The following is a 23,294-nucleotide window of genomic DNA, read 5'->3' as shown; positions in this document are numbered from 1 at the left end:
CCCGCCGCCCCTACCCGTCCCGTCCCCAGGGGCTGCCGCCCCTTCGACCCCGCGTCGGCGCCTTATGGCTCGGGGGTGCGTGTGAGGGGGCGACTGCGGGTGGGTTCGTGGTTTCTCGCGCAGTTCCCGCACCCCTGAAGGACGGGCGGTTCCCGCCGTCCTTCAGACTGCGGCCCGCCGGAGCTACTCGACGCCGATCAGCAGGAGCGTGCCCTGGTGGCCGCCCCTGTAGACCACCGTGTCCACGCCCAGGTGGGACTCGCGGAGTCGGGTTTCCACGTGGTCGGCGATGTCGGTGGGGGCCTCGTCGCCGAGGACCAGGGTGACCATTTCGCCGCCGGCGGCGAGCATGCGGTCCACCACCCTGGTGGCGGTCGCGGTGACGTCGTCGCCGATGACGGCCACGTCTCCGTCGATGAGGCCGAGGACGTCGCCGGCCTGGCAGATACCGGCCATGGTCCAGGACTGGCGCTCGGCGATGACGACCTCGGCGTAGCGCGTGGCGCCCGCCGCGGAGGTCATGGAGACGACGTCCTCGTCGAAGCGGCGGCCGGGCTCGTGCACGGCGAGGGCGGCGATGCCCTGGACGGCCGACCGGGTCGGGATCAGCGCCACCCGTACGCCCTCGGCGCGGGCCTGTTCCGCCGCCGCGGCCGCCGTGTGGCGCAGATCCGCGTCGTTGGGCAGGAGCACCACCTCGCGCGCGTGGGCCCGCCGTACGGCCTCCACCAGTTCCCCGCTGGCGGGCGGCTCCCCGGGGCGGGCCAGCACCGTGGTCGCGCCCGCCTCCGTGTACAGCCCCGCCAGGCCCTCCCCCGGTACGACGGCGACGACGGCGCGCTGGGCCCGCTCACGCGGCTGCCGCCCGGCCCCACCGGCCACGTGCGCGTCCTCGGCCCCGAAGTGCGTGATCCGGATCCGGTACGGCCGCCCGGCCTCGACCCCCGCCTCCACGGCCGCACCCGCGTCGTCGACGTGCACATGGACGTTCCACAGGCCGTCCCCGCCGACCACGACGAGCGAGTCGCCCAGCCCGTCCAGCCTGCCGCGCAACCGGGCCACCGCCTCGTCGTCCGCCTCCAGGAGGTAGATCACCTCGAAGGCGGGCCCACCGGTCCCGGGCCGGTCGTCGGCGCACACCTCCGGCCCGACGCCCTCCGCATCGCGCGCGGCATCGGCTCCGCCGACGCCCTGGTCGCCGGGGCCGGTCCCCGCCACGCGCGTGTGCGTGGTCGGGAGGTCGGGTGAAGCGACGGGGGCGGCGTAGGCGTGCGCCCTCGGGGCCTCCCCCGTGAACGTCTCCACCAGCGCGGCCAGCACCGCCACCAGGCCGCGCCCGCCCGCGTCCACGACGCCCGCGCGGGCCAGCACCGCCAGTTGCCCGGGGGTCGCCAGCAGGGCCGTACCGGCGCCCTCGTACGCGGCGCGGGCCACCGTGCCGCAGTCGCCCTCCGCGGCCACCACCGCGTCGGCGGCCGCGGAGGCGACCGTGAGGACGGTGCCCTCCACGGGGTGCGCGACGGCCTCCCGTGCGGAGTCGGCGGCGTGGCGGAGAGCGAGACGGAGCCCCTGGCCATCGGTGTGAGCGGCCTCACTGTCGTCCGCGAGCACCTGGGCCATCCCACGGAGGAGCTGCGCGAGGATCGTCCCGGAGTTTCCCCGGGCGCCTATGAGCGCGCCGTGCGCCATGGCCCGCGCGGCCTCGGCGAGTGTGGGCTGCCCGGCGGCGGGCGAGCCGGGCGTCGTGCCCGTCTCGTGGCCCGTGAACACCGCCTCCACGGCGGCCGCCGCCGACTCCATCGTCAGGTAGAGGTTGGTCCCGGTGTCGCCGTCGGCCACCGGGTAGACGTTGATCGCGTCGATCTCCTCACGGGCCCGCCCCAGGGCGGCCAGCGCGAGGCCGCACCAGGTGCGCACCGCGAGAGCATCGAAGAATGTCTGCGGCACCTGCGGCACCTGCGCCTCCTTGAGCTGCTTGGCTGCTGGACGGGCGCCGGGGGGAACGCCGCACGCCGCACGCAGCGTAGACCCGCAGCCGTGACCGCCGGTAAGAGGGCTGGGGCGAGGCCCCGACCAGCCATGGTAGTTTCGTTGTACGGACGCAGTCGTTGTATGCTGCTCCGGTTGCCCGATCCGGATCACCGATCCAGACCGGGCCTTCCCCCTGGCAACGCCACTCAGATCCCGGTCTCGGGATCGTGATCCCGGCATGCCGGGATCAACCGTAAGTGCATCTGAAGTCTTTGGAGTGACCCGTGGCTGCCAACTGCGACGTCTGCGGCAAGGGGCCGGGCTTCGGCAACAACATCTCGCACTCGCACCGCCGTACGTCCCGCCGCTGGAACCCGAACATCCAGCGTGTGCGTACCGTGGTGGGCGGGACGCCGAAGCGCGTGAACGCTTGCACCTCGTGCATCAAGGCCGGCAAGGTCTCGCGCTGACGCTCAGCTAGCGCGCGGCCACCTGCTGGTTCGCTGCACAGAGCCGGTCCACCCATGGTGGGCCGGCTTTTTGCCGTGCCCGCTCGCGTGACCCGCCCTTCTCGCGTGACCCGCCCTTCTCGCGTGACCCGCCCTTGCGGACGCGACAGCGGGCCGCACCAGCGGGGGCCGGGCCACAGGCATGTCAGCTGCTCGCGACCCGGCCGATGTCGGCCTTCCAGCCTTCTCTCTCCCCCGGGGCTCACCGAAGGGTCGGCCACCCCCCTCAGACGGCCGGACCACCCCGCGTGAGCGCCCACCCGTGATCCACAGGCCCGATGCCGCCGCCGAGGGCGAACCCGGCGGCGATCGCCCCGGTGACGTACTCCTTGGCCGCCGCCACGGCCTCCGGCACGGTCAGCCCCCGCGCGAGACATGCGGCGATCGCGGAGGCCAGCGTGCAGCCCGTGCCGTGCGTGTGCCGGTTGTCGTACCTCGGCGCCCGCAGCCAGTGCTCCTCGGAGCCGTCGGTGAGCAGGTCGACGGCGTCCCCCGAGAGGTGCCCGCCCTTGATCACCACCCACCGTGGCCCATACGCCAGCACGGCCTCCGCGGCCTCGCGCATCCCGGCCTCCGACTCGACGCGCACACCGGTGAGTTGGGCGACCTCGTCGAGGTTGGGGGTGGCGACGGTCGCCGTGGGCAGCAGCCGCTCACGGACGGAGTCCAGGGCCGTCGCGGCGAGCAGCGGGTCGCCGTGCTTGGAGACGCCGACCGGGTCGACGACCACGGGCGCGTCCGTGGCGGCGAGCAACTCGGCGACGGTCTCGACGAGTTCGGCGGAGGCGAGCATGCCGGTCTTGACGGCCTGGACGCCGATGTCGTCGACGACACTGCGGTACTGGGCGCGGACGGCCTCCACCGGCAGCTCCCAAGCGCCCTGCACCCCGAGGGAGTTCTGCGCGGTGACCGCCGTGACGACGCTCATGCCGTGCACACCGAGCGCCAGCATGGTCTTCAGGTCCGCCTGGATACCGGCCCCGCCCCCGGAGTCGGAGCCGGCGACCGTGAGCACCCTGGGCGGCGCGCCCGGTGACCCGGTCACGACTCTATGTCCGCGAAGTGGTCCCAGCCGCCCTTGCTGGTCCAGGGCGCCCCGTCCACGGTGACCTGCGGCAGCGCCGACGGGTTGAGGACCTCGCCGATCACCTTCCAGCGGGCCGGCAGCTTCACGTCCGGCGGGAACGTGGCCACGATGGCGTGGTCCTCGCCGCCGGTGAGCACCCACTGGATGGGGTCGACGCCGACGGCCTGCCCGATGTCGTTCATCTGGGACGGGATGTCGATCGCGCCGGAGCGGATGTCGATCCGGCAGCTGCTGGCCTCGGCGATGTGCCCCAGGTCCGCGATCAGCCCGTCGCTCACGTCGCACATCGCGGTCGCGCCCAGGTCGGCCGCGGCGGGACCCGCGTGGTACGGCGGCTCGGGGCGCCGATGGGCCTCCACGAAGGCGCGCGGCGAGCGGAAGCCGCGGGAGAGGACCGCGTGCCCGGCGGCGGACCAGCCGAGCCAGCCGGTGACGGCCACCACATCGCCGGGCTGCGCCCCGCCACGGGTCACGGGCTCGTGATTGCGGAGATCACCGAGCGCGGTGATGGAGATCATGATGGTGTCGCCGCGGACGACGTCCCCGCCCACGACGGCCGCCCCCGCGACCTGGCACTCGTCGCGCAGGCCGTCCATCAGCTCGGTCGCCCAGGTCACCGGGAGGTCGACGGGCGCGACCAGGCCGAGGAGCAGCGCGGTGGGCACCGCCCCCATGGCAGCGATGTCCGCGAGGTTCTGGGCGGCCGCCTTGCGCCCGACGTCGTACGCCGTGGACCAGTCGCGGCGGAAGTGCCGCCCCTCCAGCAGGAGGTCGGTGCTCGCCACGACCCGGCGGTCCGGCGCGGCCACCACAGCGGCGTCGTCGCCGGGGCCGACCCGGACCGCCGGGGTGGTGGTGAGCCGGGAGGTGAGCTCCCTGATGAGCCCGAACTCCCCCAGCTCTCCCACGGTGCCCTTCATCGTCGTATCGCCCCTTCTTGTGCCGCTTCCAGTGTCACTCGCGCCCGGTCGCGAGCGGTCCTCGCCCTCGGTACGGTCGAGTCGACCGTCAACTTCCGCACTCCCCGCGCCCCGGTGTGCGCGGCGCGGCATGTGCGGGTCTCCCCGCGACGCGCGACTACGCGATACCGTGGCGTTCCTTTTCCCCACATGATCCTCGTGGCCGCCCTGGAGGTTCCGTGGTACAGGCGTACATCCTGATCCAGACGGAGGTCGGCAAAGCGTCGACCGTCGCCGACACGATCAGCAAGATCCCTGGGGTCATCCAGGCCGAGGACGTGACGGGTCCCTATGACGTCATCGTCCGCGCCCAGGCCGACACCGTGGATGATCTCGGCCGGCTGGTGGTCGCCAAAGTCCAGCAAGTGGACGGCATCACCCGCACGCTGACCTGCCCGGTCGTGCACCTGTAGCCCCCGTCTGCCCTCGGCCGGTGTGCTCCTCGCGGCACCGGCGCTCCGTTGTCTCGGGCTGCCCGTCCCGGTCGTGTCGTTGATCGCCGTCGCGGGCTGCTCCTCAGCAGACGACAGCGGATCAGCGGCGGTTCCCGGCCCGGACTCGACCGTCACGAAGCTGTGCCGGAACCTGGACGGGGCGTCGCCGCGGAAGGTGGACGGTCTCGGCCGCCGGGCCCCCGAGCCCGCCCCGCCGCTGACGGCGGGCCGGGGCAGCCCGGCGATCATACTGCGCTGCGGTGTTCCCCGGCCGCCCTGGACGGCGTACCCGCGATCAAGGGGGCGACCCCCTGGGGGATCGCCCCCTTGGGGGTGCCGCGTGCGTCAGCGAAGGCCGGTCGGCCTGCGCAGTGCCGCCTGGATCAGGCGGTCCACCAGCTCCGGGTACGCGATGCCGCTCGCCTGCCACATGGCCGGGTACATCGAGATCGGCGTGAATCCGGGGAGCGTGTTGATCTCGTTGATGACGAAGTGGCCGTCCTCCGTGAGGAAGAAGTCCGCGCGGACCAGGCCCTCGCAGGAGGCGGCCTCGAAGGCGTCGACGGCGAGGCGCCGGACCTCGGCGGTCTCCTCCTCCGTCAGCGGCGCCGGGACGATACCCGGCGTCGAGTCGATGTACTTGGCCTCGAAGTCGTAGTACGCGTGCGTCTCGGGCGGCGGGATCTCGGCGGGCACGGAGGCGCGGGGGCCGTCCTCGAACTCCAGGACGCCGCACTCGATCTCGCGCCCGCGCAGCGCGGCCTCGACGAGGATCTTCGGGTCGTGGCTCTGGGCCTCGGCGATCGCCTCGTCCAGGCCGGCCAGGTCGTCGACCTTGGTGATGCCGATGGAGGAGCCCGCGCGGGCAGGCTTCACGAAGAGCGGCCAGCCGTGCTCACCGGCGAAGTCGATGATCTTCTTGCGGGCGGCGGACTCGTCGAGCTGCCACTCGCGCGGCCGGATCACCACGTACGGGCCGACCCGCAGCCCGAAGGAGGTGAACACCCGCTTCATGTACTCCTTGTCCTGGCCGACGGCCGAGGCGAGGACGCCCGAGCCGACGTACGGGACGCCGGACAGCTCCAGCAGACCCTGGAGGGTGCCGTCCTCGCCGTACGGGCCGTGCAGGACGGGGAAGACGACGTCGACCTCGCCGAGCGCCTTGGGCACCGAACCGGGCTCGCTGTAGACGACCTCGCGGTTGGCCGGGTCGACGGGGAGCACCACGCCGCCCTCCTGGGACTCGGCGAGTTCCTCGACGGTCGGCGTGCGGCGGTCGGTGATCGCCATGCGCTCCGGCTCGTCGGCGGTGAGCGCCCAACGGCCGTCCCGGGTGATGCCGATCGGCAGGACGTCGTACTTCGTCCGGTCGATGGCACGCAGGACGGCGCCGGCCGTGACCACGGAGATCCCGTGTTCCGAGCTGCGGCCGCCGAAGACGACGGCCACGCGCGGCTTGCGGGGCGGCTGCTCAGGGCTCTGGGGGAGGTTCTCGGTGCTCATATCGCGATGAGAGTACCCGTTGGTAGTGCGGCCGTCAGCGCCCGCAGGGCCGGTATCGCTCAGCGTCGCTCCGACTTGGCGGAGCGCGACATCAGCTCCTTGAGGGCGACCACGGGCGGCTTGCCCTCGTGCACGATGTCGACGACCGTCTCCGTGAGCGGCATGTCGACGCCGTGCCGGCGCGCCAAGTCCGCCACGGACTCACAGGACTTGACGCCCTCGGCGGTCTGCTTGGTGACCGCGATGGTCTCCTGGAGGGTCATGCCCTTGCCGAGGTTGGTGCCGAAGGTGTGGTTGCGGGAGAGCGGCGAGGAGCAGGTCGCGACCAGGTCGCCGAGACCCGCGAGCCCGGAGAAGGTCAGCGGATCGGCGCCCATGGCCAGGCCCAGTCGGGTGGTCTCGGCGAGGCCGCGGGTGATGAGCGACCCCTTGGCGTTGTCGCCGAGGCCCATGCCGTCCGCGATGCCGACGGCGAGGCCGATGACGTTCTTGACGGCACCACCCAGTTCGCAGCCGACGACGTCGGTGTTGGTGTACGGGCGGAAGTACGGGGTGTGGCAGGCGGCCTGGAGCCGCTGGGCGACGGCCTCGTCGGTGCAGGCGACCACGGAGGCGGCCGGCATGCGGGAAGCGATCTCCCGTGCCAGATTGGGGCCGGTGACGACGGCGATCCGGTCCTGCCCGACCTTGGCGACGTCCTCGATGACCTCGCTCATCCGCATGGCGGAACCGAGTTCGACGCCCTTCATGAGCGAGACGAGGACGGTGCCGGGCGCCAGCAGCGGCACCCATTCGGCGAGGTTGGCGCGCAGCGTCTGGGAAGGGACGGAGAGCACGGTGAAGTCGGCGCCGACGGCGGCCTCGGCCGGGTCCGTGGTGGCGCGCACGTTCCGCGGGAGCTCCAGGCCCGGCAAATAGTCCACGTTGGTCCGGGTGGAGTTGATGGCGTCCGCGACCTCCGGGCGGCGCGCCCACAGCGTGACCTCGCACCCCGCGTCGGCGAGCACCATGCCGAAGGCCGTGCCCCATGAACCGGCGCTGAACACGGCCGCCTTGACCGGCTTGCTCACTTGCCCTGCCCCTCTTCCTGTGGTTCCTGTTCCCGCAGGGCTCCATTGTGCTGACCGGGCCGCTGGTGCTCGACCGCCGCCGCGGTCCGGCGCCGCTGCTCGATGCGCTCCCGCTTCGGGTCGTAGGGCGTCTCGGGCGCCTTCTCGCCGCGGATCTCCTCCAGCAGGGAGGTGATGGCGGCCATGATGACCTCCGTGGCGTCCTTCAGCAGGTCGGGGGTCATCTCCTTGTCGTAGAAGCGGGAGAGGTCGACGGGCGGGCCCGCGAGCACGTGGTGCGTCTTGCGCGGCAGGAGGTGGGGCTTCTTGGCGTACGGCGGCAGCAACTCGTTGGCGCCCCACTGCGCCACGGGGATCACCGGACACTTGGTCTGGAGGGCGACCCGCGCGGCGCCGGTCTTGCCGGTCATGGGCCACTGGTCGGGGTCCCGGGTGATGGTGCCCTCCGGGTAGAAGGCGACGCACTCACCGCGCTCCACGGCGTCGATCGCGGCCCGGAAGGCGCTCAGCGCGTCCGTGGTCTCGCGGTAGACGGGGATCTGTCCGGTGCCGCGCATCGCGGCGCCCACGAATCCCTTCTTGAAAAGACCGCTCTTCGCGAGGAATCGCGGAACGCGGCCGCTGTTGTACTGAAAGTGCGCGTACGCGAAGGGGTCCACGTGCGAATTGTGGTTCACCGCGGTGATAAATCCGCCGTCGGCAGGAATGTTCTCCATTCCGCGCCAGTCCCGCTTGATCAGAATCACCAGCGGCGGTTTGCACAGGACCGCGGCGAAGCGGTACCAGAAGCCGATTCTGCGGCGGGACACTCGGACACCTTCCTCTAGGGGGCCAGGGGGCTCCTCGCCCGGGGAGCCGCACAAGTGTCGCCCCGGACCGCCGGTCTGTCGAGAACACCGTACGCCCCACCCTGCGGACCTCCGTTGCCCCCAGGTGACAATGGCGGCGACAAGAGAGGGACGGAACACCCGTGCAATGGACCCTGGCCGTACCCCTGAAACCCTTGGCGCGGGCCAAGAGCAGGCTCTCGGACACCGCCGACGACGGCGTGCGCCCCGGCCTGACCCTCGCCTTCGCGCAGGACACGGTGGCCGCGGCGCTGGCCTGTACGTCGGTGCACGATGTGGTGGTCGTCACGGACGATCCGCTGGCCGGGCGTGAGCTGGCAGCGCTCGGCGCCCGGATCGTCCCCGACGATCCCGCGGCCGATCCGGCGGACGGTCTGAACGCGGCGCTGCGGCACGCGGCGGCCCTCGCGCGCGCCGCCCGGCCGTACGCCCCGGTGGCCACACTGAACGCCGATCTGCCGGCGCTGCGCCCGGACGAACTCGCCCGCGTCCTGGGCGCCGCCGCCGCGTTCCCGCGGGCGTTCCTCGCGGACGCCGCCGGCACCGGGACGACGCTGCTCGCCGCCGCTCCCGGCCGGGCGCTGCGCCCGGCGTTCGGCCCCGGCTCCCGGCTCGGCCACCGCCGCTCCGGCGCGGTGGAGCTCGTGCTCGACGACGTCGACTCGGTACGCCAGGACGTCGACACCGGGGACGACCTGCGCGCCGCCCTCTGTCTCGGCGTGGGCCCCCGTACGGCCGCCGCGGCCGCGCGCCTGCTGATACCCGGCCAGTAGGCTGCGTCCATGCAGGCCACCGCGTACACCTACGACGCCGCCACCCGCTCGGGCCAGGTCCTCCTGGACGACGGCACCCCCGTGCCCTTCGACGCCCCGGCCTTCGACGCGGGGGGCCTGCGCCTCCTCCGCCCCGGCCAGCGCGTCCGCATCGAGACGGAGGGCACGGGCGACGCCCTCCGCGTCACGTTGATCACGTTGCAGACCTTCTGAGGCGGGGCCGGTCAGAGGCTCCTCCGAAAGGGAGCGGGGAACCGGGAATTCTCAACGAACCCTTACCCCGAGAACGCCGCGGGCCGGGCTCCGACTAGGAGCCCGGCCCGGCGCGTGTGAGTATCCAGCGCCCCCCTGCTAACGGGCGGCAGTCTTCTTCGCCGTGGTCTTTCGAGCCGACGACTTCTTGGCCGGAGCCTTCTTCGCGGTGGCCTTCTTGGCCGGGGCCTTCGCCGCGGTGGTCTTCTTCGCCGCGGTCGACTTCGCGGCCGTGGTCTTCTTCGCCGCGGTCGACTTCGTCGCCGTGGTCTTCTTCGCGGTGGTCTTCTTCGCCGTCGTCTTCTTCGCCGCCGCCGTTGTCTTCTTGGCGGGCGTCGTCTTACGGGCCGTGGCGGCCTTCTTCGCGGTCGTCGTCTTCTTCGCGGCCGCCTTCTTGACCGTCGCCGAGGCGCCACCGCTCAGGCTGCCCTTCGGGGCCTTCTTGACGGCGACCTCGCCGCCGCGGGGCAGCTTCTTGGAGCCGCTCACCAGGTCCTTGAAGCCCTGACCTGCGCGGAAGCGGGGCACGGAGGTCTTCTTCACCCGAACCCGCTCACCCGTCTGCGGGTTGCGGGCGTAACGGGCGGGACGCTCGACCTTCTCGAACGAACCGAAGCCGGTGACCGAGACCCTCTCACCCGCGACCGTCGCCCGGACGATGGCGTCCAGGACGGCGTCCACCGCGTCGGCGGCCTGCTGACGGCCACCGAGCTTGTCCGCAATCGCTTCTACGAGCTGCGCCTTGTTCACGTCTTCCCCTTCGGAGACATCGCCAGAACGAAAGTGTTCAAGCTTTTCGCACGTTAGGCAGATATATACCGCAAATCAAACACGAAACGGGCTTATCACCCTTGTGCCGCAACGAACTCGGCTGTCACGGAGTTGCTTCAGCGTTCCCCGGTGGGCATTCGCCCCTCGTCGAGGTCCACTGTGAAGCTCTCCAGACGCCTTGCCGCGTCGGCGAGATCGTGCTTGGCCACGGCCGTAATGACCAGCAGCTTCCGGGTCAGCGCCATCCGTACGCCCTCCGGGACTTGCAGTGCGCGCACCCTTGCGTGCGCTTCCTTGAGTTGGCCCGCGACCGCCGCATAGAGCTCGAGTTGGCCGTCGTGTTCCATGCACAGATTGTGCCATCTGGGGCGAGTTGTCGCCTGCCCAGGGGGCAACTGCCGTCTCCCGGGGGCCTGTCGAGCACCCCCATCCAATGCCGCACGATGATGCGCGTACCCCGGTAATCGCCTTTGTAACTAGGGGAGTTGAAACCTTTCTGCACCCCACTTCCAAGGTGCGTTACTCCAAACATGGCTGTACCCCCAACCGTGCACGATTGGGGGTACAGAGGGGTGTGGCGGTGGCTGGAATCCGTCGTGCGCGGGCCTCCCCGGGGGGTGGTCCGCGCGGCGGATCAGACGGGCAGCGTCCGCGGCTTGTAGGACGGTCGCTTGGCCTCGTACGCGGCGATGTCGGCCTCGTTCTGGAGGGTGATGGAGATGTCGTCCAGCCCGTTCAGCAGCCGCCAGCGGGAGTTCTCGTCCAGCTCGAAGGAGGCAGTGATGCCCTCGGCACGCACCTGTCGGGTCTCCAGGTCGACCGTCACCTCGGCCTGGGGGTCCTTCTCGGTGAGCTCCCACAGCGAATCCACGATCTTCTGCTCCAGCACGACCGTGAGCAGGCCGTTCTTGAGCGAGTTGCCGCGGAAGATATCGGCGAACCGGGAGGAGATCACGGCCTTGAAGCCGTAGTTCTGCAGCGCCCACACCGCGTGCTCACGGGAGGAGCCGGTGCCGAAGTCGGGGCCGGCGACCAGGACCGTGGCGCCCGCGCGCTCGGGCTGGTTGAGGATGAAGGTCTCGTCCTTGCGCCAGGCCTCGAACAGCCCGTCCTCGAAGCCGTCCCTGGTCACCTTCTTGAGCCAGTGGGCGGGGATGATCTGGTCGGTGTCGACGTTGCTGCGGCGCAGCGGGACGGCCCGGCCGGTGTGCGTGGTGAATGCTTCCATGACTCTCAGACTCCAGCGGGCGCGAGGGCGTCGGACAGGTCGGCGGGCGAGGCCAGGTGGCCCAGCACGGCGGTCGCGGCGGCGACCTGCGGCGAGACCAGGTGCGTACGGCCGCCCTTGCCCTGCCGGCCCTCGAAGTTGCGGTTGGAGGTGGACGCGGAGCGCTCACCGGGGGCCAGCTGGTCCGGGTTCATGCCCAGGCACATGGAGCAGCCCGCGTGCCGCCACTCGGCGCCGGCCTCCTTGAAGACGACGTCGAGGCCCTCGGAGACGGCCTGGAGACCGACCCGCGCCGAGCCGGGGACGACCAGCATCCGTACGCCGTCGGCGACTTTGCGGCCCCTGATCAGGTCGGCGGCGGCGCGCAGGTCCTCGATGCGGCCGTTGGTGCAGGAACCTACGAAGACGGTGTCCACCTTGATGGAGCGCAGCGACTGTCCGGCCTCCAACCCCATGTACTCCAGGGCCTTTTCGGCGGCCAGACGCTCCGAAGCGTCTTCGTACGAAGCCGGATCGGGGACGTCCGCCGAAAGCGGCGCACCCTGGCCGGGGTTGGTGCCCCAGGTGACGAACGGCGACAGCTCGGCGGCGTCGATCACGACCTCGGCGTCGAACTCGGCGTCGTCGTCCGTCCTGAGGGTCTTCCAGTACGCGACGGCCGCGTCCCAGCCCTCGCCCTTGGGGGCGTGCGGACGGCCCTCCAGGTAGTCGAACGTGGTCTGGTCGGGGGCGATCATGCCCGCGCGGGCACCGGCCTCGATCGACATGTTGCAGATGGTCATGCGGGCCTCCATCGAGAGCTTCTCGATGGCGGAGCCGCGGTACTCCAGGACGTAGCCCTGGCCGCCGCCCGTGCCGATCCTGGCGATGATCGCGAGGATCAGGTCCTTGGCGGTGACGCCGTCGGGCAGCTCGCCGTCGACCGTGATGGCCATGGTCTTCGGGCGGGCCATGGGCAGCGTCTGGGTGGCCAGCACATGCTCCACCTGGGAGGTGCCGATGCCGAACGCCAGACCGCCGAAGGCGCCGTGCGTGGAGGTGTGGGAGTCGCCGCAGACGACCGTCATACCGGGCTGGGTCAGACCCAGCTGCGGGCCCACGACGTGGACGACACCCTGCTCGACGTCGCCCAGCGGGTGCAGCCGCACACCGAACTCGGCGGCGTTGTTCCGCAGCGTCTCCAGCTGAACGCGGGAGACGGGGTCCGCGATGGGCTTGTCGATGTCGAGGGTGGGGGTGTTGTGGTCCTCGGTCGCGATGGTCAGGTCGAGCCGGCGGACCTTCCGCCCGCTCTTGCGGAGACCGTCGAAGGCCTGGGGGCTGGTCACCTCGTGCAGCAGGTGCAAGTCGATGAAGAGGAGGTCGGGCTCGCCCTCGGCGCGCCGGACGACGTGGTCGTCCCAGACCTTCTCCGCGAGTGTCCTACCCATCGCTTTCCCTCCGGTCGACGCCTCAGCGCGTCGACCCAACTAGATCTCGGAGGTGGCGAGCGCGTGCGCATCCCCTCGTCGCACGCGCCTGCCGCCGGGCTCGTCGGTCCGCGAGCCGCTGTTGTTCTGCTTCCAGAGTGGCAAGGTCCACGTGAAATTGAACTTGCGTTTCACAGAGTGAGACGCGAGTATCGTTGCATGGACAACAGTAGCGGCGTCGGCGTTCTGGACAAGGCGGCCCTGGTCCTGAGCGCTCTGGAGTCCGGTCCGGCCACCCTCGCGGGTCTGGTCGGGGCCACCGGACTCGCACGGCCCACGGCCCACCGCCTGGCCGTGGCTCTGGAACACCACCGCATGGTGGCACGGGACATGCAGGGCCGTTTCATCCTCGGCCCGCGGCTGGCCGAGCTGGCCGCGGCCGCCGGTGAGGACCGCCTCCTCGCCACGGCGGGCCCGGTGCTCACGCATCTCAGGGATGTGACGGGCGAGAGCGCCCAGCTCTACCGCCGCCAGGGCGACATGCGCATCTGCGTCGCCGCGGCGGAGCGGCTGTCCGGCCTGCGGGACACGGTGCCGGTCGGCTCGACGCTCACGATGAAGGCCGGCTCCTCGGCGCAGATCCTCATGGCCTGGGAGGAGCCCGAGCGCCTCCACCGCGGCCTCCAGGGCGCCCGTTTCACCGCGACCGCCCTGTCCGGGGTGCGCCGCCGCGGCTGGGCCCAGTCGATCGGCGAGCGCGAGCCGGGCGTGGCCTCGGTCTCGGCCCCGGTCCGCGGCCCCTCCAACCGCGTGGTCGCCGCGGTCTCGGTCTCCGGGCCGATCGAGCGCCTGACCCGCCACCCCGGCCGTATGCACGCCCAAGCGGTGATCGACGCCGCGGCCCGCCTCTCCGAAGCCCTGCGCCGCTCGGGCTGACCCTCCCCCCGCCGTACGACCAAGAAAAAGGCCTGCCTCAACGCCGCGGCAGGCCTTTTCTCGTGCGATCAGCCGGCCCCTGCAGACGGTCGACCTCGGTGCGCCCCTCGTCAGGCATCCACCCGCCGGTGGGCGAACCGCTCCTTCGCGGACCGGCCCCGCTTCTCGATCGGCAGCACCCCCGTGGCCGCCGCGAGACCGAAGGCCGGCATGTCCGCGTAGATCGACTCGTACGACCCCTCCGGCACCACGTACGTCTCGTGCCAGAGCCCCACGTGCCCGCGGCCCTTCCCCTTGCGCTCCTTGCGGTTCATCGCCGCCCACGCCACACGGTGGAACGCGTCGGGCGCGTGCGCGTAGCCGTAGAGCTTCTCCTTGGACTCCCAGTACTGGACGACGTAGTACGTCCGCGGCGAGGCCGTGAGCAGGACGGCGTTCAGCAGCCCCCGGCCCGGGTCCTTGCGCAGCTCGCGCAGCATCCGGGGCATCGCGGTCAGCACCGGCATCCAGTGGTGGACGGCCCAGAAGTGGTTGATGCGCACGCCGATGAGCAGGACCACCACATCGCCCTCGGCGGCAGCGGTGGTCCGTCCGGTGACGACCGTCTTTCCCGACATGACTCCCCCTCGTTGGTGAGCGGCACTATCCGACCGCTCATGCTTGGATAGTGGCACTTCCCAAGGAGGGGCGCAAGAGAGATGCGGCTGTCGGAGTTGAGCGCACGCAGCGGGGTGTCCACCGCGACGATCAAGTACTACCTGCGCGAAGGGCTGTTGGCGCCGGGCCGCCAGCTGAACGCGACGACGGCGGAGTACGACGAGACGCATCTGCGCCGACTGCGGCTGGTACGGGCGTTGATCCAGGTGGGACGGGTGCCGGTGGCGAGCGCCAGGGAGGTGCTCAAGCACGTGGACGACGAGTCGCTGGGCCGCACCATCCGCCTCGGCGCGGCGCTGTGGGCGCTCCCCCAGGCCCCCGACCCGGACGAGGAGGACCCGGCCACGATCGCCGCGACGGCGGAGGTGGACCGGTTGCTGCGGACGCTGGGCTGGGACGCGGCACGGGAGATCGGGGCGCTCTCCCCCGTACACCGTTCCCTGGTGGCTCTGGTGGCCACGCAGATCCGGCTGGGGTATCCGTGCGACGCCGAAACCATGGCCCCGTACGCCGAGTTGATGCGTCAGGCGGCGGCACGGGACCTGGACCGCATGGAGACGTACGAGTCCGACACGGAGATGGTCGAGTCGGCGGTGTCCTCGGCGGTGCTGTTCGAGCCGGTACTGCGGGCGCTGCACCGGCTGGCCCAGGAGGAGGAGTCGGCCCGGCGGTACGGCCTCGGGTGAGCGGGGCGCCGGCGGGCGGAGGGTACGTCCTGTCGGCTTCACCGCTCCGGACACGCGCACGACGAAGGCCCTCCGCCGAAGCGAAGGGCCTTCTGTGATGTACCCCCGACCGGATTCGAACCGGCGCTACCGCCTTGAGAGGGCGGCGTGCTAGGCCGCTACACAACGGGGGCGTGGAGCCTGCGTTTCCGCAGGTCCGAGCTGGTCTACCTGGACTCGAACCAAGACTAACTGAACCAGAATCAGTCGTGCTGCCAATTACACCATAGACCAATGTGGTTTAGACCAGACAGTACCCCCGACCGGATTCGAACCGGCGCTACCGCCTTGAGAGGGCGGCGTGCTAGGCCGCTACACAACGGGGGCCCTAGCGATCCTGCATCGAGGTGAGAGGGTGCGACCCGAACTCTCCTCGCGGGAAGGATCTGTACCCCCGACCGGATTCGAACCGGCGCTACTGCCTTGAGAGGGCAGCGTGCTAGGCCGCTACACAACGGGGGCTTGCGGATGTGATCCGCTGGCGCAGATAAGCTCTGCGAGCTGGCCTACCTGGACTCGAACCAAGACTAACTGAACCAGAATCAGTCGTGCTGCCAATTACACCATAGGCCACTGGAACGCAAGCCCCTGCGGGGATCTTGTTCTAGTTTGCGCTTCCGGTTCCGGCCTTTCGGCCCGCTCCCCGGCGGCGCAGGAAGAACATTACCCGAAGGTGGACGGCGCTCCAAAACGAGTATCGGAGCCGAGGATCGCGGGGAGTTCGGCGAGGGTGGCGATGCGGTGCGGTCCGACCGGCGGGTCGACGGTCGCGTAGAGGCCGCCGCGATCGATCCAGACCGACAGCAGGCCCGCCTCCGCGGCGCCCTGTCCGTCGATCTCCGGGTGGTCGCCGACGTACGCGACCTCGCCCGGGGGCAGGTCCAGGGACTCGCACGCGGCGTGGAAGGCCTCGGCGGCCGGCTTGTGGACGCCGAGCTGCTCGGCGCACAGGACCGTCTCGAAGCGGTCCCACACCCCGAGGGCGCGCAGCTTGCGCTCCTGCACGGGGAGGCTGGAGTTGGACAGCACCGCGTGCCGGTGGGTCGGGGCGAGCACGTCCAGGACGGGCAGGACGTCCGGGAAGAGCGCCCAGGCCCGCTCGTAGTGGACGATGTAGCGCTCGAACCAGGCGTCGGCCTCGGCGTCGGTCAGCGGTCGGCCGTGGAAGTCGCGCACCCGGTCGCGCCGGGTCGCCTCCCAGTCGCCCTGACCCGCCGCGTACCGCCGCCAGTGCAGGCTCGTGAGTTCGCGCCAGCGGTCGAGGGCCTCCTCGACGGAGCCGTAGCGGCGCAGCCCCTCGGCCGCCAGATGCGCCCGCATTCCGGTGCGGTCGGCCGTGGTGTAGTCGAAGAGAGTGTCGTCGACGTCCCAGACCACGGCCTTGATGTTCATGGTCAGACGGTAGCCCGAGGCCGGCCGTCCTGTCCGGCGGATGACGAAGGGGCGGCACCCGGAACTCCGGGTGCCGCCCCTTGCGTACGGGCGTTACGCGGCCAGCTTGGCCAGGGCCGCGTCGATGCGGGCCAGGGTCTTCTCCTTGCCCAGGATCTCCAGGGACTCGAAGAGGGGCAGGCCGACCGTGCGACCGGTGACGGCCACGCGGACGGGGGCCTGGGCCTTGCCGAGCTTGAGACCGTGGGCCTCGCCGGCGGCCAGGACGGCCTCCTTGAGGGACTCCGCCGAGGTCCAGTCGGCGGACTCCAGCTTCTCCTTCGCGGTGCGCAGCAGCGCGTCGGAGCCCTCCTTCATCGCCTTCGTCCAGGACGCCTCGTCCTCGACCGGCTCCGGCAGGAACAGGAAGTCGACGTTGTCGGTGATCTCCGAGAGGACCTTCAGCCGGGTCTGCGCGTGCGGGGCGACGGCCTGCCACTTGGCCTCGTCGAAGTCCTCCGGGGCCCAGGGGGCGAAGGGGGCCTTCAGCCAGGGGGCGCAGCGCTCGGTGAAGTCCGTCACGCTCAGCATGCGGATGTGGTCCGCGTTGATCGCCTCGGCCTTCTTCAGGTCGAAGCGGGCCGGGTTGGGGTTCACGTCGGCGACGTCGAAGGCGGCGACCATCTCCTCGATCGTGAAGATGTCCTTGTCCGCGGAGAGCGACCAGCCGAGGAGGGAGAGGTAGTTCAGCAGGCCCTCGGGGAGGAAGCCGCGCTCCCGGTAGAGGTTCAGGCTGGACTGCGGGTCGCGCTTGGAGAGCTTCTTGTTGCCCTCGCCCATCACGTACGGCAGGTGACCGAAGGACGGGATCTCCTTGGCGACGCCCAGGTCGATCAGCGCCTTGTAGAGCGCGATCTGACGCGGCGTCGAGGAGAGCAGGTCCTCGCCGCGCAGGACGTGGGTGATCTCCATCAGGGCGTCGTCGACCGGGTTGACCAGCGTGTACAGCGGGGCGCCGTTCGCGCGGACGATGCCGTAGTCCGGAACGTTCTCCGGAGTGAAGGTCAGCTCGCCGCGGACCAGGTCGGTGAAGGTGATCGTCTCGTCGGGCATCCGGAAGCGGACGATCGGCTCACGGCCCTCCGCCTCGTACTGGGCCTTCTGCTCGGGCGTGACCTCGCGGCACTTGCCGTCGTAGCCGGAGGGCCGGCCCGCGGCGCGGGCGGCGTCACGGCGCTCCTCCAGCTCGGAGGCGGTGCAGTAGCAGTAGTAGGCGTGACCGGCGTCCTGGAGCTTCCTGGCGATCTCCGTGTACGTCTCCATGCGCTGCGACTGGCGGTACGGCGCGTGCGGGCCGCCGACCTCGGGGCCCTCGTCCCAGGTGAAGCCCAGCCAGCGCAGCGAGTCCAGGAGCTGCTCGTAGGACTCCTCGGAGTCGCGGGCCGCGTCGGTGTCCTCGATGCGGAAGACGAACGTGCCGCCGGTGTGGCGGGCGTACGCCCAGTTGAAGAGGGCCGTGCGGACCAGACCCACATGGGGGTTGCCGGTCGGGGACGGACAGAAACGTACGCGGACGGAGCCGTTAGCCACGCTTGATCACCTTGTTGGTGAGAGTGCCGATGCCTTCGATGGTGACGGCGACCTCGTCGCCGACGTTGAGGGGGCCGACCCCTGCCGGGGTGCCCGTGAGGATGACGTCGCCCGGGAGCAGCGTCATGGCCTCGGTGATGTTGACGATCAGGTCCTCGATGGAGTGGATCATCTCGCTCGTGCGGCCGAGCTGGCGCTGATCGCCGTTGACCGTGAGCTGGATGGTCAGGTCCGAGGGGTCCAGTTCGGTCTCGACCCAGGGGCCGAGCGGGCAGGACGTGTCGAAGCCCTTGGCCCGGGCCCACTGCTTCTCGCGCCGCTGGACGTCCCGGGCGGTGATGTCGTTGGCGCAGGTGTAGCCGAAGATCACGTCCTTGACGCGTTCACGCGGGACCTCGCGGCACATCCGGCCGATGACCACGGCGAGCTCGGCCTCGTGGTGGAGTTCCTGCGAGAAGGACGGGTACTGGATCTCGTCGCCGGAGCCGATCACCGAGGTGGCCGGCTTGAAGAAGGCGAACGGGGCGTCGGGGACCTCGTTGCCGAGTTCCCGGGCGTGTTCGGCGTAGTTGCGGCCGAAGGCCACGACCTTGTTGGGGAGCACCGGCGGCAGCAGCCTGACCCGTGTCTTGGCGTCACGAGGGGCCAGCGGGACCTTCGTGCCGGAGAGCTCGAAGTCCGTGAACGGGATGCCCTTGATGATGTCGAGGACGAGCTCGTCCGGCTTGTCGCCCTCGACCGCTCCGAAGGCTACGTTCCCGTCGATGGAGAACCTGGCGATGCGCACGGGATCCTCGTGCCCCTTAACTGAGCTGGCTGGAGTCTGACGCTCCAGGCTAACGCGGCAAGGGGGGCCCGCCTCGCGCATTAACGGGCGCGGTCGGCCGTACTCATGGGAAAGGGCGCCCTGGTCGTGGTGCCGGGCGCCCTTTGTCCGCGTACCTGACGGACCGGTCTTCCTCTTTCACGTGTTCACGGGATCCGTCTTGAGCACATGGCGGATTCCGCGCGTACTTGAGCGTGCAACTACTCAGCGGACTGGGCGGGCACGTTCATCAGGACCGTACGACGGGGGTTCGCGGTCTGGGAGGGGAGGTCGACGGAGTGCTCCTGCTCCGGCGTGCGCAGGTCCTCGGCGTCGGCGAGGTGGGCCAGCGTGGTGCGCCGGGGGTTGGCTATCGTGCGGAACATCATCGTCGTCTTCACTGTTGTCCAAGACCTCGTCGTGAGCGGGCGCCGGGCCGGGCCGCAAGGGCCGCCCCACTGGCGCGGGTTGTCGGATTCGCCATCCCTGTAAAGCGTCAGGCTAAACATCCGATTCCCGGGCCAGGGCGTGAAGAAGGCATGATCACCGTGTGAGTTTGCTCACCTACTCATGGGCAAATCGGGCAATCCGGATTCTCCCCCCACCCTGACAAACCGGACATCAGCCAACTGAATCAGGCATTCCGCTCCTGATCATGGCGACTGGGACACCCCCTGCGCACCCCCGTATCGCGGGTGTTTGCCCGCTTTGCTGTGAATCGACCTCCACATCCGGTGACTCGCCCCTCACGCGCTGTCACTGTGAACAGACCGTTATCCGTTGGCCTTGTTGCAGATCCGGCACTGTGCTGGAATTCCACGGACCGCCGCAGGATCGTGCCGGCGCGCAGGGGCGCAAAGCAGCGCCGGGCGGCGGCGGAAGGGGGAGCCAGCGCCGGTCACTCACGACCACAAACAGGGGACGTAATTCAGGGCGCCCCCAAGACGCCGACACCGTCCCGCCGTTCATTCGGCGGGGCGCCTGGTCCAGAGGTTGCGACGCTAGTGCAGGGACGTTTCAAGAGGGATGGCAGCGCTTCGGCGGAGCCGGAGCCACACAACGGAACCGGTAACGGTTCCTCCCCCCAGCACGCCCAGAACCCGGGTCCGGCGGAGATCGGCGACGGCGGTGAGCGCTCCGGGCGCACCGGCGCGTCCGCTCCTCCCGCGCCCGGCAAGCCCAAGGGCGACACGGCCGGTGTGACCGGTCCCGGATCACGAGTAGCCCTGCGCAACTGGCGCATCTCCACTCGTCTCGTCTCGCTGCTCGCCCTCCCCGTGGTGGCGGCGACCTCGCTGGGCGCACTGCGCATCGGCGACAACGTGGACGACATCCAGCAGCTCGACAACATGCGGCTGCTGACCGACATGACCAAGCAGGCGACCGAGCTCGCCGACGCGCTGCAGAACGAGCGCGACCTCTCCGCCGGTCCCCTCGCGCGGGGTCTCGACGCCAGCGACTTCACGGTCAAGGGCGCCCGCCAGAAGACGGACCAGGCCCGCGTCCAGTTCGCCGACGCGACCCAGGAGGCCGACAGCTCGAGCACCGCCCAGAACCTCCCCGGTGTCCGCGACAGCCTCGTGCGCGTCGTGCGTGAGCTGAACAACCTCAACAGCGTCCGCAACAAGGCCTACGCCGACCCGAAGAACTCCACGCAGACGGTCGAGGCCTACCACCGTCTGATCATCCAGCTGCTGGAACTCTCCCAGGACATGGCGGAGGCCACCAGCAACCCGGACATGATCAAGCGCACCCGCGCCCTGGCCGCGTTCTCCTCGGCCAAGGAGTACGCGTCCGTGCAGCGCGCGGTCATCGCCGCGGCCCTGCCGGAGAACAAGGACACGTTCGGCACCCTCTCCGAGAACGACCGCCTCTACGCCAGCTCGGCGCTGGCGAACGAGGAGTCCGACCGCACCGCCTTCGCCGACATCTACGGCGACGGCGCCGAGGTGCTCACCAAGCCGATCGACGACGCCAGCCCCACCATCGAGGCCTCCGACCTCTACGCGGACCGGGTGCTCGCCAGCGCGGGCGGTCTGCGCGGCCAGGACAAGCGCTCGTACAAGGACTGGACCGACGACTCCGGGACCAAGATCGAGCGTATGGAGAAGATCGAGGGCTCGCTCCTCGAGGAGATGGAGCAGACCGCTCGCGCGCTCCGTGCGGACGCCGAGCAAGAGGCGATCATCTCCGGTGCGCTCATCCTGCTCGTCCTCGGTGTCTCCCTGGTCGGCGCGTTCGTCGTGGCCCGCTCCATGATCCGCTCGCTGCGCAGGCTGCAGGACACGGCGACCAAGGTCGCCCAGGACCGCCTGCCCGAGCTGGTCAAGCAGCTGTCGGAGTCGGACCCGCAGGACGTCGACACCTCCGTCGAGTCCGTCGGTGTGCACTCGCGGGACGAGATCGGCCAGGTGGCCGCGGCCTTCGACGACGTGCACCGCGAGGCGGTCCGCCTCGCCGCCGAGCAGGCCCTCCTCCGGGGCAACGTCAACGCGATGTTCACCAACCTCTCGCGTCGCTCCCAGGGCCTCATCCAGCGCCAGCTCTCGCTCATCTCCGAACTGGAGTCCCGCGAGGCCGACCCGGACCAGCTGTCCTCGCTGTTCAAGCTCGACCACCTCGCCACCCGCATGCGCCGTAACGGTGAGAACCTCCTCGTCCTCGCCGGTGAGGAGCCCGGCCGCCGGTGGACCCGCCCGGTCCCGCTGGTCGACGTGCTCCGCGCCGCCGCCTCCGAGGTGGAGCAGTACGAGCGCATCGAGCTGGCCGCCGTGCCGACCACCGAAGTGGCCGGCCGCGTGGTCAACGACCTCGTGCACCTCCTCGCCGAGCTGCTCGAGAACGCGACCTCCTTCTCCTCGCCGCAGACCAAGGTCAAGGTCACCGGTCACGCGCTGCCCGACGGGCGGGTGCTGATCGAGATCCACGACACCGGTATCGGCCTCTCCCCCGAGGACCTCGCGGCGATCAACGAGCGCCTCGCCTCGCCGCCCACCGTGGACGTGTCGGTCTCCCGCCGCATGGGTCTGTTCGTGGTCGGTCGTCTGTCGCAGCGCCACGGCATACGCATCCAGCTCCGTCCGTCCGACTCGGGCGGCACGACCGCGCTGGTCATGCTTCCCGTGGACGTCGCGCAGGGCAACAAGAAGCCGGCCCCCGGCAAGCCCGGCCAGGGTGCCCCCTCCACCGGTGGCCCCGCCGCCGCGCAGGCCGCGGCCGGTGCCGCCGCCGCGCGTCGCCAGGCCGGCCAGTCGGGTCCGCAGCTCGGCGGTGGCCCCTCCGGGGGCGGACTGCTCGGCGGCGCCCCGCAGCGCGGCCAGGTCGGCGCCGGTCAGGGTCCGCGCGCGGCACTGCCCGGCAACCCCAGCGGTCCGGGCAACCCCGGTGGTCAGCGTGGGCCGCAGGGCGGTCCGCCGATGCCTCCGCAGGGCGGCCGGCCGGCTCCGGCGGGTGCCGGTGCCGGTGCGTTCGGCGGCGGTCAGGCGCCGGGTGCCCCGCAGGGCCTCCAGGCCGCCGGGACCAGTGGTCCCGACACCAGGAACTTCGAGAACTTCAACGACTCCGGTCGCCAGGGCGGCTTCGCCGGCGGCGGCTCGGGTCTGCGTCCGGGCGGCAGCTTCGGTGACGGCGGTGCCCCGCGTCAGGGCGGCGCCGGTGACAGCGGTCCCGGTGCCGTGCCCCCGAAGCAGGGCAAGGAGCGTTCCGGCAGGCGTCGGCCGCAGCTGCCCGGCCGTGGTGGCCCGCGCGCCGAGCTGCCCGGCGGCAACGCCCCGCGCACGCCGAGCTGGAGCGACGAGAACGCCCAGCCGCCGGCGCCGCGCGCCTCGCTGGACGCCCCGCGCGGCCACGACGAGCAGCCGGACGTGACGGCGCCGATGCCGCGGGTCGACCCGAATCAGGGTCCGGCCTCGACCTCGCAGTTCTCGCGCCCCGACTACGACGCCCCGGCCGCCGGGCAGAACGGCACCGGATCCTTCGTGCGCCCCGACGTGTTCGGCGGGGCCGGCGCCCCGCCGGCGTCGGGCGGTCCGTCCCGCGGCGGCGCCGAGGACCCCTCGTCCACCGGCCGGTTCGCCACGGCGGGCTACGACGGCTCCGGCACGGGCCAGTTCCCCGTCCCCGGCCGCCCGAACCCGCAGAACAACGGCCAGTACGGCGCCCCGGACCGGGCGAACGGCCAGGACACCGGCCAGTTCGGCGTCCTCGGACGGCAGAACGGCCAGGGCCCCGGGCAGTACGACCCGTCCGGTCGGCAGAACCCGCAGGACACCGGTCAGTTCGAGCGTCCGCAGGTCAACGGCGAGAACTTCGGCGGGCCCCGCCAGCCGCAGCGTCCCCCGATGCCCCAGCAGCGCCCCGCGCGCCAGGAGCCGGAGGCGCTGCTGGGGCATCGGGG

Annotated in this window: 22 protein-coding genes, 5 tRNA genes and 1 pseudogene; 8 read left to right on the top strand and 20 right to left on the bottom strand. The window is 71.1% G+C overall.

Annotated features, from left to right (window positions below):
* Nucleotides 1–183 precede the first annotated feature (183 nt).
* Complete coding sequence (locus AOK23_RS09040) at nucleotides 184–1,956, bottom strand: DAK2 domain-containing protein (RefSeq protein WP_055712224.1); 1,773 nt, start codon at nucleotides 1,954–1,956, stop codon at nucleotides 184–186.
* 299 nt (nucleotides 1,957–2,255) lie between these two features.
* On the opposite strand from AOK23_RS09040, the gene rpmB reads away from it, so the two are divergent.
* The gene (rpmB, locus tag AOK23_RS09035) at nucleotides 2,256–2,441 is read left to right on the top strand and encodes a 50S ribosomal protein L28 (RefSeq protein ID WP_003993230.1); all 186 of its coding nucleotides are present in this window, start codon (nucleotides 2,256–2,258) and stop codon (nucleotides 2,439–2,441) included.
* Nucleotides 2,442–2,706: 265 nt separating this feature from the next.
* On the opposite strand, the gene thiD is transcribed toward rpmB, so the two are convergent.
* Both thiD and AOK23_RS09025 read right to left on the bottom strand, forming a co-directional pair.
* Nucleotides 2,707–3,525 (bottom strand): bifunctional hydroxymethylpyrimidine kinase/phosphomethylpyrimidine kinase, encoded by an 819-nt coding sequence (gene thiD, locus AOK23_RS09030; RefSeq protein WP_055712223.1) that lies wholly within the window; start codon nucleotides 3,523–3,525, stop codon nucleotides 2,707–2,709.
* Nucleotides 3,522–4,487, bottom strand: a complete 966-nt coding sequence (locus AOK23_RS09025) for a thiamine-phosphate kinase (RefSeq protein WP_055541931.1) — start codon at nucleotides 4,485–4,487, stop codon at nucleotides 3,522–3,524. Before AOK23_RS09025 ends, thiD begins: the two co-directional genes overlap by 4 nt.
* A gap of 218 nt (nucleotides 4,488–4,705) precedes the next feature.
* Here AOK23_RS09025 and AOK23_RS09020 point away from each other — a divergent pair, with 218 nt between their 5' ends.
* Both AOK23_RS09020 and AOK23_RS44720 read left to right on the top strand, forming a co-directional pair.
* Nucleotides 4,706–4,939: an Lrp/AsnC family transcriptional regulator gene (locus AOK23_RS09020; protein ID WP_055512560.1), complete on the top strand. Its 234-nt coding sequence runs from the start codon at nucleotides 4,706–4,708 to the stop codon at nucleotides 4,937–4,939.
* A 22-nt stretch (nucleotides 4,940–4,961) separates the two neighbouring features.
* A pseudogene (locus AOK23_RS44720) lies at nucleotides 4,962–5,177 on the top strand (hypothetical protein); the annotation flags it as partial.
* 128 nt (nucleotides 5,178–5,305) lie between these two features.
* Here AOK23_RS44720 and AOK23_RS09015 read toward each other — a convergent pair.
* From AOK23_RS09015 to AOK23_RS09005, 3 genes are read right to left on the bottom strand one after another with little or no spacing between them, the layout of a single operon-like run.
* Nucleotides 5,306–6,463, bottom strand: coding sequence for a D-alanine--D-alanine ligase family protein (locus AOK23_RS09015; RefSeq protein ID WP_055712222.1), 1,158 nt, complete (start codon nucleotides 6,461–6,463; stop codon nucleotides 5,306–5,308).
* Between the two features lie 59 nt (nucleotides 6,464–6,522).
* Nucleotides 6,523–7,533, bottom strand: a complete 1,011-nt coding sequence (locus tag AOK23_RS09010) for an NAD(P)H-dependent glycerol-3-phosphate dehydrogenase (RefSeq protein WP_055712221.1) — start codon at nucleotides 7,531–7,533, stop codon at nucleotides 6,523–6,525.
* Entirely contained in the window at nucleotides 7,530–8,342 is an 813-nt protein-coding gene (locus AOK23_RS09005) for a lysophospholipid acyltransferase family protein (protein ID WP_055712220.1), read from the bottom strand. Before AOK23_RS09005 ends, AOK23_RS09010 begins: the two co-directional genes overlap by 4 nt.
* Nucleotides 8,343–8,503: 161 nt before the next feature.
* Here AOK23_RS09005 and cofC point away from each other — a divergent pair, with 161 nt between their 5' ends.
* Both cofC and AOK23_RS08995 read left to right on the top strand, forming a co-directional pair.
* The gene (gene cofC, locus AOK23_RS09000) at nucleotides 8,504–9,154 is read left to right on the top strand and encodes a 2-phospho-L-lactate guanylyltransferase (RefSeq protein ID WP_055712219.1); all 651 of its coding nucleotides are present in this window, start codon (nucleotides 8,504–8,506) and stop codon (nucleotides 9,152–9,154) included.
* 9 nt (nucleotides 9,155–9,163) lie between these two features.
* Entirely contained in the window at nucleotides 9,164–9,367 is a 204-nt protein-coding gene (locus AOK23_RS08995) for a hypothetical protein (protein WP_055512549.1), read from the top strand.
* 138 nt (nucleotides 9,368–9,505) lie between these two features.
* On the opposite strand, the gene AOK23_RS08990 is transcribed toward AOK23_RS08995, so the two are convergent.
* From AOK23_RS08990 to leuC, 4 genes are all read right to left on the bottom strand, one after another.
* Entirely contained in the window at nucleotides 9,506–10,156 is a 651-nt protein-coding gene (locus tag AOK23_RS08990; protein WP_055712218.1) for an HU family DNA-binding protein, read from the bottom strand.
* Between the two features lie 137 nt (nucleotides 10,157–10,293).
* Nucleotides 10,294–10,524, bottom strand: a complete 231-nt coding sequence (locus AOK23_RS08985) for an SCO5555 family protein (protein ID WP_055512544.1) — start codon at nucleotides 10,522–10,524, stop codon at nucleotides 10,294–10,296.
* Between the two features lie 287 nt (nucleotides 10,525–10,811).
* Nucleotides 10,812–11,405 (bottom strand): 3-isopropylmalate dehydratase small subunit, encoded by a 594-nt coding sequence (gene leuD / locus AOK23_RS08980; RefSeq protein WP_055712217.1) that lies wholly within the window; start codon nucleotides 11,403–11,405, stop codon nucleotides 10,812–10,814.
* Nucleotides 11,406–11,410: 5 nt separating this feature from the next.
* Complete coding sequence (leuC, locus tag AOK23_RS08975; RefSeq protein WP_055712216.1) at nucleotides 11,411–12,835, bottom strand: 3-isopropylmalate dehydratase large subunit; 1,425 nt, start codon at nucleotides 12,833–12,835, stop codon at nucleotides 11,411–11,413.
* Nucleotides 12,836–13,033: 198 nt separating this feature from the next.
* On the opposite strand from leuC, the gene ndgR reads away from it, so the two are divergent.
* Nucleotides 13,034–13,750: an IclR family transcriptional regulator NdgR gene (ndgR, locus tag AOK23_RS08970; RefSeq protein ID WP_009320373.1), complete on the top strand. Its 717-nt coding sequence runs from the start codon at nucleotides 13,034–13,036 to the stop codon at nucleotides 13,748–13,750.
* A gap of 110 nt (nucleotides 13,751–13,860) precedes the next feature.
* Here the strand turns inward: ndgR and AOK23_RS08965 are convergent, their stop codons facing one another.
* Entirely contained in the window at nucleotides 13,861–14,367 is a 507-nt protein-coding gene (locus AOK23_RS08965; protein WP_055712215.1) for a DUF4188 domain-containing protein, read from the bottom strand.
* Nucleotides 14,368–14,448: 81 nt separating this feature from the next.
* On the opposite strand from AOK23_RS08965, the gene AOK23_RS08960 reads away from it, so the two are divergent.
* Nucleotides 14,449–15,093: a MerR family transcriptional regulator gene (locus AOK23_RS08960; RefSeq protein WP_055712214.1), complete on the top strand. Its 645-nt coding sequence runs from the start codon at nucleotides 14,449–14,451 to the stop codon at nucleotides 15,091–15,093.
* A 100-nt stretch (nucleotides 15,094–15,193) separates the two neighbouring features.
* Here AOK23_RS08960 and AOK23_RS08955 read toward each other — a convergent pair.
* From AOK23_RS08955 to AOK23_RS08915, 9 genes are all read right to left on the bottom strand, one after another.
* A tRNA-Glu gene (locus AOK23_RS08955) sits at nucleotides 15,194–15,266 on the bottom strand.
* Nucleotides 15,267–15,294: 28 nt separating this feature from the next.
* Nucleotides 15,295–15,366: transfer RNA gene (locus AOK23_RS08950), tRNA-Gln, on the bottom strand.
* Between the two features lie 20 nt (nucleotides 15,367–15,386).
* Nucleotides 15,387–15,459 (bottom strand) — tRNA-Glu (locus AOK23_RS08945).
* A gap of 62 nt (nucleotides 15,460–15,521) precedes the next feature.
* Nucleotides 15,522–15,594: transfer RNA gene (locus AOK23_RS08940), tRNA-Glu, on the bottom strand.
* Nucleotides 15,595–15,633: 39 nt separating this feature from the next.
* Nucleotides 15,634–15,705: transfer RNA gene (locus AOK23_RS08935), tRNA-Gln, on the bottom strand.
* Between the two features lie 90 nt (nucleotides 15,706–15,795).
* Nucleotides 15,796–16,524, bottom strand: coding sequence for an HAD family hydrolase (locus tag AOK23_RS08930; RefSeq protein WP_055712213.1), 729 nt, complete (start codon nucleotides 16,522–16,524; stop codon nucleotides 15,796–15,798).
* 93 nt (nucleotides 16,525–16,617) lie between these two features.
* Complete coding sequence (gltX, locus tag AOK23_RS08925) at nucleotides 16,618–18,093, bottom strand: glutamate--tRNA ligase (protein ID WP_079049378.1); 1,476 nt, start codon at nucleotides 18,091–18,093, stop codon at nucleotides 16,618–16,620.
* Nucleotides 18,086–18,880, bottom strand: a complete 795-nt coding sequence (locus tag AOK23_RS08920; RefSeq protein WP_055712211.1) for a fumarylacetoacetate hydrolase family protein — start codon at nucleotides 18,878–18,880, stop codon at nucleotides 18,086–18,088. The genes gltX and AOK23_RS08920 overlap by 8 nt, the downstream gene beginning before the upstream one ends.
* 239 nt (nucleotides 18,881–19,119) lie before the next feature.
* Complete coding sequence (locus AOK23_RS08915; protein ID WP_055512526.1) at nucleotides 19,120–19,299, bottom strand: hypothetical protein; 180 nt, start codon at nucleotides 19,297–19,299, stop codon at nucleotides 19,120–19,122.
* A gap of 603 nt (nucleotides 19,300–19,902) precedes the next feature.
* Between AOK23_RS08915 and AOK23_RS08910 the strand changes: the two genes are divergently transcribed.
* A partial coding sequence (locus tag AOK23_RS08910) for a sensor histidine kinase (RefSeq protein ID WP_055712210.1) occupies nucleotides 19,903–23,294 on the top strand: 3,392 nt, incomplete at its 3' end.

The sequence above is a fragment of the Streptomyces torulosus genome (assembly GCF_001419765.1).
In the GTDB taxonomy this organism is placed as follows: domain Bacteria; phylum Actinomycetota; class Actinomycetes; order Streptomycetales; family Streptomycetaceae; genus Streptomyces; species Streptomyces torulosus.
This window is presented reverse-complemented; position numbering and strand designations above follow the sequence as displayed.

Coding starts and splice junctions, on each gene's coding strand:
- AOK23_RS09025 (WP_055541931.1), bottom strand. CDS start 4,487: ATGAAGGGCACCGTGGGAGAGCTGGGGGAGTTCGGGCTCATCAGGGAG.
- AOK23_RS09015 (WP_055712222.1), bottom strand. CDS start 6,463: ATGAGCACCGAGAACCTCCCCCAGAGCCCTGAGCAGCCGCCCCGCAAG.
- AOK23_RS08995 (WP_055512549.1), top strand. CDS start 9,164: ATGCAGGCCACCGCGTACACCTACGACGCCGCCACCCGCTCGGGCCAG.
- AOK23_RS08985 (WP_055512544.1), bottom strand. CDS start 10,524: ATGGAACACGACGGCCAACTCGAGCTCTATGCGGCGGTCGCGGGCCAA.
- leuD (WP_055712217.1), bottom strand. CDS start 11,405: ATGGAAGCATTCACCACGCACACCGGCCGGGCCGTCCCGCTGCGCCGC.
- leuC (WP_055712216.1), bottom strand. CDS start 12,835: ATGGGTAGGACACTCGCGGAGAAGGTCTGGGACGACCACGTCGTCCGG.
- ndgR (WP_009320373.1), top strand. CDS start 13,034: ATGGACAACAGTAGCGGCGTCGGCGTTCTGGACAAGGCGGCCCTGGTC.
- AOK23_RS08965 (WP_055712215.1), bottom strand. CDS start 14,367: ATGTCGGGAAAGACGGTCGTCACCGGACGGACCACCGCTGCCGCCGAG.
- AOK23_RS08960 (WP_055712214.1), top strand. CDS start 14,449: ATGCGGCTGTCGGAGTTGAGCGCACGCAGCGGGGTGTCCACCGCGACG.
- AOK23_RS08930 (WP_055712213.1), bottom strand. CDS start 16,524: ATGAACATCAAGGCCGTGGTCTGGGACGTCGACGACACTCTCTTCGAC.